The organism is Coleofasciculus sp. G2-EDA-02 (assembly GCF_040226375.1).
GTDB lineage: Bacteria > Cyanobacteriota > Cyanobacteriia > Cyanobacteriales > Coleofasciculaceae > Coleofasciculus.
On sequence record NZ_JAVKEW010000234.1, the window covers coordinates 51,552 to 63,899 of the forward strand.

At 43.3% G+C, this 12,348-nt stretch carries 6 protein-coding genes; all 6 read right to left on the reverse strand.

What is annotated here, in order from left to right; translation table 11 throughout:
* Positions 1 to 13 precede the first annotated feature (13 nt).
* Entirely contained in the window at positions 14 to 1,369 is a 1,356-nt protein-coding gene (locus RLO19_RS27170) for a hybrid sensor histidine kinase/response regulator (RefSeq protein ID WP_446360489.1), read from the reverse strand.
* A 160-nt stretch (positions 1,370 to 1,529) separates the two neighbouring features.
* Positions 1,530 to 5,276 (reverse strand): PAS domain S-box protein, encoded by a 3,747-nt coding sequence (locus tag RLO19_RS27175; RefSeq protein ID WP_446360490.1) that lies wholly within the window; start codon positions 5,274 to 5,276, stop codon positions 1,530 to 1,532.
* Positions 5,277 to 5,988: 712 nt separating this feature from the next.
* Entirely contained in the window at positions 5,989 to 7,608 is a 1,620-nt protein-coding gene (locus RLO19_RS27180) for an ArnT family glycosyltransferase (protein WP_446360491.1), read from the reverse strand.
* Between the two features lie 110 nt (positions 7,609 to 7,718).
* The gene (locus RLO19_RS27185) at positions 7,719 to 9,416 is read right to left on the reverse strand and encodes a hypothetical protein (RefSeq protein ID WP_446360492.1); all 1,698 of its coding nucleotides are present in this window, start codon (positions 9,414 to 9,416) and stop codon (positions 7,719 to 7,721) included.
* 114 nt (positions 9,417 to 9,530) lie between these two features.
* Positions 9,531 to 11,111 (reverse strand): glycosyltransferase family 39 protein, encoded by a 1,581-nt coding sequence (locus RLO19_RS27190; protein WP_446360493.1) that lies wholly within the window; start codon positions 11,109 to 11,111, stop codon positions 9,531 to 9,533.
* A 248-nt stretch (positions 11,112 to 11,359) separates the two neighbouring features.
* Positions 11,360 to 12,348, reverse strand: a 989-nt coding sequence (gene iscB / locus RLO19_RS27195) for an RNA-guided endonuclease IscB (protein WP_446360494.1), incomplete at its 5' end; no start/stop codon positions are given.

A 12,348-nucleotide genomic window follows, 5' to 3' on the forward strand; every position in this document is an offset into this window, starting at 1 on the left:
TTGTGGTCATTTGTCATTTGTCATTTGTTAAACTTAGGGGAATCTCTATAAAAAACTCTGTTCCTTTCCCCAGTTTACTATTCACCTGTAATTGACCCTTATGCCTTTCCACAATAATCTGATAGCTAATGGCTAAACCTAAACCTGTTCCAGAACCCACAGGCTTTGTTGTAAAAAAGGGATCAAAGAGTCGGCGTTTTACCTCATCATCCATCCCCGAACCATTATCAGCGATTCTAATCAGCACACTGGTGTTGTTTTTCACTTGCGTACAAATCCGAATCACTGGTTTTGGAGGATTGATTGCCAAACCATCATTAACTACTTTCCATCTCTTTTTTTCCTGATCAATGGCTTCAATGGCATTAGTGAGAATATTCGTAAATACTTGGTTGAGCTGACCGCCATAACACCAAACTTTAGGCAAATTGCTATAGTCCTTAATCACTCGAATGGCGGGTCGTTCTGACTGAGGCTTAAAATTGTGCTGCAATAAAAATAGTGTATTATTGATTCCTTGATTAATATCCGTTAACTTGAAATCAGATTCATCCAAATGGGAAAAGCTTCGCAATAAAAGAATAATCTGACAAATGCGTTCAGCTCCCACCTGCATTGAATTGAGGATTTTGGGTAAGTCTGACTCCAAAAAATCCAGGTCAATGGCTTCAGTTTCTGCGATGATTTCGGCATTCGGCTTACTGTAGTTGCGTTGATAGGAATGAATTAAGTGGAAGAGGTCTTTAATATAATCTTTGGTAATCGAAATATTGCTGTAGATAAAATTTAAAGGATTATTGATTTCATGAGCAATCCCAGCAACCATCCGACCCAAGCTTGACATCTTTTCGGACTGAATGAGTTGGAGTTGGGTGTGTTGTAGTTTTTTTAATGTCTGTTCAAGTTCTAATGCCCTTTGTTGTTCTTTCTCTTTTAACTGGAATAATGCTTTATTTTGTGCCATCAGTTGCTTTTGCAGATTTCTCAACGTGAGGTGGGTTTGGACTCGACACAACACTTCTTCCGGTTGTAAGGGTTTCGTAATATAATCAACCGCACCAATTTTAAAGCCTTGGACTTTATCGACTGTATCGGAAAGAGCGGTCATAAAAATTAGGGGAATATCTTGGGTTGATGGATCAGCTTTGAGGCGTTTGCAGGTTGTAAATCCATCGACTCCTGGCATCATGACGTCCAACAAAATCAGATCGGGCTGGGCATATTTCACTTGTTCAATCGCACTTTCCCCATCCAACGCCACTAATACTTTGAAGCCAGATTTGGTTAAATACTCGAAGAGGAACCCTAAATTGGTTGGGTTATCATCGACAATAAGTAGTTTACTTTGATCCGGAACTGGAACGGTCATAATAAATGATGATTATGAATCAGGGAACCAATAGATTAATAAATATGGCAATGGATAAGTCATCAGAATGGAACGGATGAATCTAGGAGTAATCCGGGATGGGTTGAACAATCTAACTGGATTGGAGGAGAAGGAGTACAATCACTTTGCCAATAAACAATCAACAATCAACGAGATAATCTTGAATCAGTTGGCGAAGTTGTTTTAATTTAAACTCCCGCGCTAACTGACAAAGTTGGGTTGTCAATGGTTCAAATTGTGAATTTTGTTGGGCAAGAGATTCAGCGCGTTCGATAATGCCTTGGATATCTCCCATTTTAACCAAATCAGCTAACGCCGTTATTTCTGAAGGGGGTAGGCAAATAATCGGCATCTGGGTGAAGTTAGCTGACTCAGTGAGGGAGGGGGATTGCCCTTGAGCATAAATCCATTCGATCCCTAAATGTAACGCGATCGCATCGAGAAGTTGCTGGGTTTCCACAGGCTTGGGGAGGAAACCCCGACAGCCGGCGGCGAGACTCTCCTGCTGAATCTGGGGATAGACACTCGCAGAAAGCGCGATCGCGACGATATCCCTATCCTGAAGTTGAGGTAACTTTAGCATTCGCCGTGTGGTTTCCAATCCATCCATCCCTGGCATCACTAAGTCAATTAAAATCAGATCAGGATAAAACTCGACAACCTTGTGCAAACAATCTGGACCATCAACCGCCTCTAAGATTTCAAACCCTACGGGCTTTAGCATCGCCCGCAAGAGGGCACGATTGACTTTATTATCATCCACAATCATTAATTTGCGTTTGTCCCCTTTGAAGCCTGTAATCCGGCGTTTGCTAGATGGATTGGGTTCCTGCGATCCTGAGACTAAGGGTAAATTAATATCAAACCAGAATACACTTCCTTGACCGGGAATACTCTTCACTTTAATTTCACTCCCCATCAGTTGAATTAATTTCTGGCTAATAGCCAATCCTAATCCTGTTCCTTCAGTCGCATGGCTATGAGCGCTGACTTGATGGAAGGGTAAAAAGATTTGGGCTAATTGACTTGGCTCAATACCCACACCCGTATCTTTGATTTGAAAACGAATTTTTGCTGATGGTTGATGGTTGATTATTGATGGTTGATTCTTGATGGTTGACCCTTCGATTGGATCAAGATCATGGTTTGTCGGGGCGGGTTTCACCTCTATCGTTTTGTGACTCGCCCGGATGTGACTAAACCCGCCCTGAGTGAGTGTTAACGCTTCGCTTGGCGAAGGGTAAATCTGATTTGTAGAAGCAGATTTTACATCAAAACGGTTAACAACACTCACCGTAAATGTTACCTCACCCCGCTCCGTAAACTTAATCGCATTACTGAGTAAATTACACAGAACCTGTCGCAGTCGTTTGTTATCTGCCATAATCCCGTTAGGGAGTGACGAAAGAACTTGATAAGTAAAGATAATATTTTTTTGTTGGGCACGTAACTGAAATAAATCAGCAAGACTATTGAGAAAGTTCGGTAAGTGAAACTCTGTGGGATAGAGTTCCATCTTTTGGGCTTCAATTTTAGCTAAGTCGAGAATGTCATTAATTAAAGTGAGCAGGTGTTCACCACATTGGTGAATTATGGTCAAATTATGGTGCTGTTGGTTACTTAAGGTTGTGTCTTGCCTGAGAAGTTGAGCATATCCTAAAATCCCATTCAGAGGCGTGCGGAGTTCATGACTCATATTAGTCAAAAATTCGCTTTTTGCCCGGTTAGCAATTTCGCTGCGTGCTGCTTCTCGAACGGCTAATTCTGTCGCTTTCTGGAGGGCTTCTTCGGCTTGCTTGCGTTCTGTAATATCTAAATAGGCAATAACGACACCAGAATCGCGTAACGGAATGGGTGAAGCTGTGGAACTGATCCAGGTGATTTTTCCATCTGGCTTAACGATTCCTGATTCATGGTTTTTGATAACTTTGTTTTCGGTTAACGCTCTAACATTGGCAAATTCTGCTCGTGGCATTACGGTACCATCGGGTCGGATAACTTTCAAGTTTGGCGAAACATATTTAGCCTTGATTTGGTCAGAAACGGATAGTGCCAAAATTTTCTCACTCGCCGCATTCGCTTCAATAAGATTTCCCTGTTTATCGGTGATCGCAATGCCAATGGGTAAGATTTGGAATAGGGTTTTATATTTTTGTTGGCTTTCCCGTAATGCCTTTTCCATGCGCTTGCGATCGCTAATGTCAATGTAGGCTATGGCGACGCCGTAATCCTTCAGTGGAATCGGCGCGGCTGTGACATTAATCCAAGTAATTTTATCCTTGGCTTTGACGATTCCCATTTCCACGTTTCCCACGACTCGGTTTTCGGTTAAAGCGCGAACACTGGCAAATTCGGATGCTGGCATGGGAGTGCCATCTAGTCGAATAATTTGCCAACTGGGAGCATCATAAGTACGACTGGTGTGTTCTTGACGGGATAGTCCTAAAATTTCCTCACTGGCACAATTGGCTTCAACCACATTACCGGCTTCATCAGTAATGGAAATACCGATGGGAAAGATTTTAAATAGGGTTTGATATTTCTGCTGACTTTCCCGCAATACCTCTTCCATTTGTTTGCGATCATTAATATCTTCACAAACGACGGCGATATATCGCGGGGAACCATCGTCGTTTTTAATCACAGATACTGTTAATCGACCCCAAACACAGGCACCATCTTGGCGAAGATAGCGTTTATCAATAGTGTAGTTTTTGCGTTTTCCGCGCACCAGTGAATTAAATAAATCGGTATCCCGGCACAAATCTTCGGGGTGCGTCAACCGAGAAGAATGAATCCCTAGGATTTCATCCGGGGAGTAGCCTAAAAAACGACAATTGGCTTCATTCGCTGTCAGAATATACCCGTCGAGATCCAGCAGGACAATTCCCACCGATACATTCTCAAAAATAGAACGGAATCGTTCTTCACTCTCTCGGAGGGTTTTTTCAATCTGTTGGCGATCGCGAATTTCCCGTTTGAGTTCTTCATTGGCTTGCTCTAAGGCTTCGGTTCGTTCTTTCACCCGTTGTTCCAATTCAGCATTTAATCTTAATATTTTGGCTTCGGCTAATTTTATCGTGGTGATATCGGTGGCGATGCCTAAAATTTGTTGGGGTTTGCCATCGGGGGTTTGGGTAAATACTGTATCTCGGCTATAAAGCCAGCACCATTTCCCATTTGCACGACGCATTCGGTATTCGGTTTCAATAATTTCTCGATCTGAAGCTGTCGCAAAGCGTTCCATTCGTGCTGATACCTTGGCTAAATCGTCCGGGTGCATCAGTTGATGGAATAGTGTTTCTCCCATGGCTTGGACTGCTTCAGGAGAATACCCCAAAATATCGGTGATGGTTCGATTACTATAGATATTACGCTGTTCAATGACGTCGTAGATATAAACAATGGCGGAAATGGATTGACTAATTTGTTCAATGACATACTGCGATTGCCGCAATGCCTTTTCCGCTTGCTGACGTTCGGTTACATCTCGAAAAATTAATAGATGATGATCTGGCAACATATTGGCGATGCCTTCTAATTCTACATCTCGTTGAGTCCCATCGGAACGCCACAGACAAAAGTTATGGGTGATTCGCCCTTGGGCGAGAAAGGGGCGCCAGTGATGAATACTAATTGGGGTAGTCTCCTTGAGATGGCGATGCAGCAGTTGATCGTGAGATAATTTAAATAACTCACAAGCTGCCCGATTTGCCCTGAGGACTTTTCCCCGACTATCAGCAATAACCATGGCATCGAGGGAGTCATTGAAGATTGCCAGAAATGCACAAGCATGAGAATCCCCCTTTTGTTCCTGAAACGGGCATGAAGTCGGGTTTGTGGGTTGGGTTTGACTGGGGTTGCTAGCAGAGTAATGGATAACCATACTATATTATTGCTTTCGCGTGACTTTCGCCCCAACCCGATGTTCCGCCATTTATGCGGTATATCACGGGTTTGGGCTTATTACTATCTACAATGCGATCGCGCTCAAATCCCTATTTTGGTAACCTAGTTTGATACGGTGACCCTTTATCCGCCTGATTCCATATCACAGCAATAAATTGAATGCCTTAGATTTAATGTTTTCTTTATAGTTTTGCCCGGTTAGCTTTTAGGGGAAAATGTAAAGTTTTAATACAGATATCATTCCTCAGAATTTCCTCAGAATTTCCTCAGATTTCAGTTTTACTCTAGAGATAAAGCTGAATAGTTGTTAATTATATCACACCAGACCTACTCGTCAACCCCAACCGGGAACAGTATCTTACTGGAATTTAGCTCTACTGGAAATAGGAAGGAAAAAGATGTTAAATCATAGCTGTATTTGTTGTTCACATACCTTACTTAGGCACATTCGCTCTCACCAAGTATACTGGTTCTGTCCCCATTGTTACCAAGCCATGCCTGAATCGGTTGAACCCTACTCACGGTTCAATGCATCCAAGCTTTTAGAGCTTTCTGTTGTCAGATCTTATACTGTTGGCAGTAGCCAACGCGAAAAAGTTACCACAGCCCCTCAATTGCATCCTGTCGCCTAGAGTATCGATTTGTCGTTAATTAAATCCCTTTCTAAAAAAAAATTAAATCGGGCTGACTTACTGACGACTTTTTCGATAAATCTTGATTTCAGGATTGATTTTGTCAAAGTTGGAGTAAACGTACATACGATTGATATGTCGATAACCTAATTCTTCATGATTGAGTAAATCCCACTGCGGTTTAGCTTTATACTGAAAAACTAAATCGTAGCCGAGTTTTTCTGTCTCTAGTTTAGAGAAAAATTCATACTCAGGTGTACCGGGTTCAAAGCGACGACTATCGTAGGCACTCGTGCCAATAATATAATCTGGATTTTTCTGCTTGAGAGTTTCCAGAGTCGGGCGCTTAAAACTTTCGGAACTAAACTTTTCTAATCGAGGTAAATATTTAGCGTCACCGGCTCCTAAAATAAAATTACTGGATGTCAAGGTTTTTGCCATCCATTGTTCAACCTGGTATCGGGAATCATGGGTGAGCAATACATTAACAGATGTGGCATAAAAAAAGGTATAAATAAATACGGCGATAACAGATAATACTTTAACTCGAAATAGCTGGGCAGATGGGGTAAGGAAATCCCCGATGACTTTACCGCCAAAAAACGCCAAAATCAGACAAACGGGAAACAGATAACGTAGAGCATTGTACATGACAATACTCACAAAAAATAAATAATACGAGACAATCGGAATCAGTAAACAGAAGAGATAATAATGTTTTCGTTGCCAAAAAGTCTTGAGCAAACCCAGCATACAGACTCCGTATAAGAGCCAGCCAAAAGACACTCTGATATGCCTCAAGCTTTGCCAAAACATAGTCAGGTGTCCGCTCAGGCTGCGCTCAAACCGAGGACTGATCGTGGCTCCCCCTGATGTAATATCATTGACATGAGCAAAGAAGCCATTTAAGTTAAATATAATATTATGGATACCCAGGAATAGGGCAATTCCTACTCCTAAGGAAAGCACAATTTTTCGGTCTTTGAGGGCTGTTTTTAGGGTAATGGATGGATCACGTTGCTGCAAATACCGATAGTGCTGCCATAGAATAAAGCCAGGAGTCAAGAAATAGAAGGCATAAGCTTGGTCTTTAGTCGCAACCGCGATCGCGGCTGTCGCTGCAAATAATACATAATCCCTAGTTTTTTGCTCTTTTAATAGTCGGATATAAAAGAATAGGGATAGCATAAACCAAAACAAATAGGGAATATCTAGGTTAATTGTTTTGGCATAATAAATAAAGGGCAAATTTAAGCTAGCGATTACTGCCGCGAAGAATGCCGATTTTTTATCATAGATTTCTTGCCCAATCCGATATATAATCCCTAAAATCCCGGCTGCCATAATCAGACTCAGGACTCTACCGATATAAAATAAAAGGGTATAGGTGGGTAAACTATAGACATTTACGACACCCAGTTTATGCAAGAGCAAGACAGGGGAATAGACAAGGGTAAGTACATAAAAATGAAATGGTGGATACTTATAATGCCATCCATTGGCAAATCCTTGTTCAACGGCTTCCAACACTCGTATTGGCGTGAGTTCGTCCGCCGCCCAGCCGTTGAAACTGGGCAACCCCCAGTTAATTCCCCAAACATTAATCAATAGACTAAAAAGAACTAAGCCGCAAAAGGCTCCATTGATAAACGTCTTTGATGGTACATAAATCTTCAACTGATTATCCTCCTTCCCGTGATTTCCCTTTGGGTCATTATAATAGAAGCGTCAACCTAACCTACAACTTACTTAGTTCACAATGTCAGCGTTTAAAGTGCAACTACGAACTATTGGACTAGACATTTGGCGTCTAATACAATAAATCTTTGGGTTTGAAAGATGGTACATTGGGGGATTAAGGGGGGGAGGGCTAAGGGGGTTCCTTGTTCTATTCTTAGGCTGGCTTCTGTGGCGACAGGTTGAAATTGTTGTATCCATTTGTTGTGGGTGATGTAGTCGGGGGTAAAGGCGGATTGGTCGATGAGCCAAAAGTCTATATTATGGTTTTGGATGAATGCTTTGATCTCGTTTAAGTCGGGGCTGTATTGAGCGCGAATTAAGTCAATGGCGCGTTGGCGCAAAGGGATGTAATAGCCTAAATGATAGGGGATGGCATATTCCCAACTGACTAAAATGGAACGGTGAGAAAAGGTGGGGAGGTTATCGGCTTCTGGGGATAGGGAGGCGATGCGGCTATCTTGGGGTTGATGGGTAAAAAATTGGTAAAGTTCAGGTGCGGTTCCAATTTCGTAGGCGGTTTTGGGGAAGTCGGTGACGAGAAGAGGATAGAATATGAGTATCCCGGCGAGGATTGTGGCGAAGCTGATGGCGAGTATTTTTGTTTTCTGGAATAATCCCTGACAGAGAATGGTTAAGGCGATTCCTGTGGCTATGGGGAGTAGGAGTCGCAATGTATGTTCGGTGTAGCGACTGGGTAAATGAAGTTGGAAGAGTAGCAGATGGGCGGTAAAAAATAGAGTCAGGGAGACTATGATAATTTGGGGGAGGAGGATGATTCCGGAGTTTACCTGTGTGGTGAGGGGGAAGCGTTTGGGAATTTTCCCCAAAAACGGTAATAAGAATGCACCATATAGTAAGATGGGGAGGGATTGGCGTCGAGGTAGAATACCACTGCGATCGCCATTCAACCAGAAATCCCAGAAATTATCTGTAAAAAACCTGGCTCGCCCCCCCGCCCAGAATTCGCGCATTTCCTTTGCTTGAGTGGCGGTAATAATTGGCTCAAACTCCGATGTGGTGATGGCGTAGGGTAACATTACCAAAAACGCCACGACTAAACCAGCCGCGCAGAAATAATAATCCTTCTTTTCTCGCGACAGCTTTAATGTTCCCCCTTGCCATTTTCCCAACTGGAGGATTAAGACTCCACTGGAGATGAGGACAGTTTGGGGATAGAACCATCCTTGCAGCGCGATCGCACCTAAACTGGGAATTAGCGATCGCCTGATTAGATAATACCAGAATCCCAGGAGTAATGGGTAGACAAATGCTCTGGGTGTGGCTGAGACTAAATCATCCCGCATCCACAGGGTTTGATTGACTAGCAGGGAAGTTATAAATCCGGCGATGGGGATGGGTAGGAGTTGTAGGGTGAGCGCAAAGGCGTAAACTGTGGTGATTAGGGTGAGGATTAGGGGGAGGAGTTTACTTAGGGTTAGGGGTGCGATTCCCAGGTTTGCTATGAGTTGGTAGAGGGTTTTGTAGCCGATGGGAACGACGGATTGGAAATAATCGGCAATGGTATCATTGGGGAATAATTGGGGGTCTAAATATCGCTGCATCCAAAAGATATGCTGTCTGGCGTCATCCTGGACAATATAAGGGGAATTGAAGGCTTGTTTTAGGGCTAAAAGGCTATAACTGGTGGCAAATGTTAGGCTTAGGGATAACCAGAAAATTGTCGCCGATTGGGATTTGTGGGTGATTAAGGAGAGTAGGGTTTTTTGTTGGTGAGTGTTTGGCATAGGGGGAGTAATGTAGAGATGTGCTATGGCGCATTTTTTTAACGCAGAGGTTCGCAGAGGGAAAGCGCAGAGGTTCGCAGAGGGAAGGGGGTTTTGTTCTTTGATGAAGCATAGTTAGGGGGAGAGGATTTGCCAAAGCCATCCTAAGTTATAGATTGGTTTTATTTTATAGGGGGATTGCTGTTCGAGTTGAACCCGTAAGTCATTGGTGGGTTGAAATAAGAATACATCACTAAATTGATTGAGATTGTCGGGAAGTGGGGGGGCTTCGAGTACCATTAACTGGGTTTCTGGATTAAGCCAATAACTAAGAGAGGTGGTTCTTACGACACTGCTACTGATGACTAAAGGGGAGGCAGATTGATTGATAATCCGAGCCACTTGTGGGTCATAATAATTGGTGTATTTGTTCCACCAGGTTTCTGACTGAGAACTCACAGCACTGGATAAAACGCCTAGGGAGATTAGGATAATGGTTCCTACTTGCCATAGCTTTTGTTGTCCAGCTTTGGCAAAACCGGGAGTTATTTTGACGCTGAGTAAGTAAGCCACCGCTAATTGAATCCCTACAAAAGTAGGGATGAGGTAACGCGCAATCGTCGAACGTTGTCCCCGCCCTAGTAAATCAGGTAAGGCTAAAGGGAGTGCGGTGACACTGATGAAAATTAGGACAAATAACCAAACCCGTTTCGGTGTGGTGCGAATCAGAAAATAGATGGCGTAAGCTACTAAGAGTAAAATCGGGATGACGAGATAGGTTAATGGATAGTTCAACCCAAATAGTCCGTTATCTACACCATAGCGAATATCGAATAGTTGCTTGTCGTAGCTAATTTGCGGATCAAAAAATACGGCGGCGAGATTAAATATCCAGCGTTTGAAAAGAACCCATAGCGGGATATCTTTAGATGTCCAACCTGTGGCTCGAATTTCGCGAATTAAGACGAACCAGGGTAAGAATGCCACCATTCCTCCAGTTAACGCTAAAAGATATGCCTTGACTTGTTGAGTTAACCGCCAGCTATTCATGGCGGCGACGTAGAGGGCTTGAGCGATTAACACCAAAAATGAGAGTAAATGGGAATAGAGGGCGAGTGATACCGTTACGGCATAAATCACCCAATTTCCTGGCGTTTTAATTCCCATTGCTCGGAATAAAGCGGCACAGGATAGTAAAATCGTTACCGTCCATAAACTGTATTGCCGTGCTTCTTGGGCGTAGAGGACATGAATCGGAGAAACAGCAATCAGGGCAACAGCAACCCATCCCGTTATCGGAAATTCAAATAACTCCCGACACAGCCAGTATATTGCCGGAAATACCAATAGACTAATTAAGGCGGATAAACAGCGAGTGACAGTGGGAGTATTGCCAAACCACCGCACCCAGAAATGAGCCATTAAATAATATAACGGTGGATGCTCAGACTTATTGATTAAAGCATTCATCGTATCGCTTAAGCCATTTTGGGGGCTAGGTTGTAGATGATCCTGTAATTCTTTAACTTGAATTATACCGCCATTGAAGTTATCCTGACTATACTCTTGAATCCCATGTCCGGATACACGAACCGACGTATAAACTTCATCCGTCCAATAGACCTTTTTCCCTAGGTTGGCGAAGCGAAAAAATAAACCCAAGATGATTGTGATTGCTACACAAGCTATTATGACCTGATGACGAATACCTTTCATGTTCTCACCCTAACTTCCTGCCGCTGCCCTAGAAAGGCGGGTTTAAGGTAGGGGCGGGTTTTACTAACTAAACCCGCCCCGACAACGTTTTTGCCATAAGTTATCTGTAAAACCCGCCCCGACAACCGGGCTTCCTTTATTCAGCAACCCCCATCTTTAATGCGGGAAGGGGACTCCCGTTATACCGAAGGTTAGCGGGAGGGGAATTGCCGCCAACATTGAAATTGATCGATAGCGAATCATTGTTTTCAGGATTGGTATTCATAGCCGTCTGCCTTATGAATAGTTCTCAAGTATTTGGGATGTACATCAAACTTTTGTGCTGGCAACTGCAAGACGAAACTAGGTCTAAATCGAATAGCAATTCGACCAACATATTGACCCGCGAACTTACCTGTTGAGACATCAGCTTTAACAATGTCGCCAGTTTGAAAACCCTGGAAATACTTGGCTGATTGAGCGTGAGCTTTAGGGAATCCGTACTTGTTAGGGCGACAACGCTGCCTAGTTCCGTGTCCTTTCGCGGCAACTTTGAGAGGTTTAATGCCTCGAATTAATAACCTTTCAGGTGTTGACGCTCCAACACAGGCTGCATCGAAAGCGTGAGCTTTTTCAATCCCTCTAGTTTTACGGTTAAACTTGGTGCGACCTCCAGAGCCTACTTCTACAGGTAAACCTGTTAGCTGAAGTCGTCTGTACAATTCCCATCGGGTAGCGTTAACAGCCGCAGCATCTTTAAGAGGTGCTTTGGCTTGAGCTAGGACTCGCTTGAGGATTTCAGGCTTCTTTTTCAGGAATTCTTCAACGGGTCTGTTCCCTTTAGCTTGGTTGCAAGAATGACAACTAAGACAAAGATTACTGACTCGGTTTGAACCACCCTTACTTTTTGCCAGAATGTGTTCAATCTCGAACGGAACGTTTTCAGCGCCACAGTAAGCACATTTTCTGTCCCATTTTTGAAGTAAATACTCTTTAACTTCAAAACCGAATAACTCACCCCTTTGGTACTCAACCCCGCTAATTTCAGGATTTTGCATTTGCTGAAGGTCAAACCTTACCAGTTCTTGAGAGATGGCTGAAATCGGACAGAGTTTTCTAATCCGTCGTACCCAAGTTTCAATGTTGGCAATCCGACTCTCCAGCGATGGTGGTAGCCATCCGGTTTTACGGGTTCTGTTTAAGAAACGAGGCTGGCGGTAACGGGTTTTACGGTTACGGCGTCCCCTTCTTAATGACC

What these genes read in the sequence shown, in the direction of transcription:
- RLO19_RS27175 (WP_446360490.1), bottom strand. Translation starts at nt 5,276, where the DNA reads ATGGTTATCCATTACTCTGCTAGCAACCCCAGTCAAACCCAACCCACA.
- RLO19_RS27185 (WP_446360492.1), bottom strand. Translation starts at nt 9,416, where the DNA reads ATGCCAAACACTCACCAACAAAAAACCCTACTCTCCTTAATCACCCAC.
- RLO19_RS27170 (WP_446360489.1), bottom strand. Translation starts at nt 1,369, where the DNA reads ATGACCGTTCCAGTTCCGGATCAAAGTAAACTACTTATTGTCGATGAT.
- RLO19_RS27190 (WP_446360493.1), bottom strand. Translation starts at nt 11,111, where the DNA reads ATGAAAGGTATTCGTCATCAGGTCATAATAGCTTGTGTAGCAATCACA.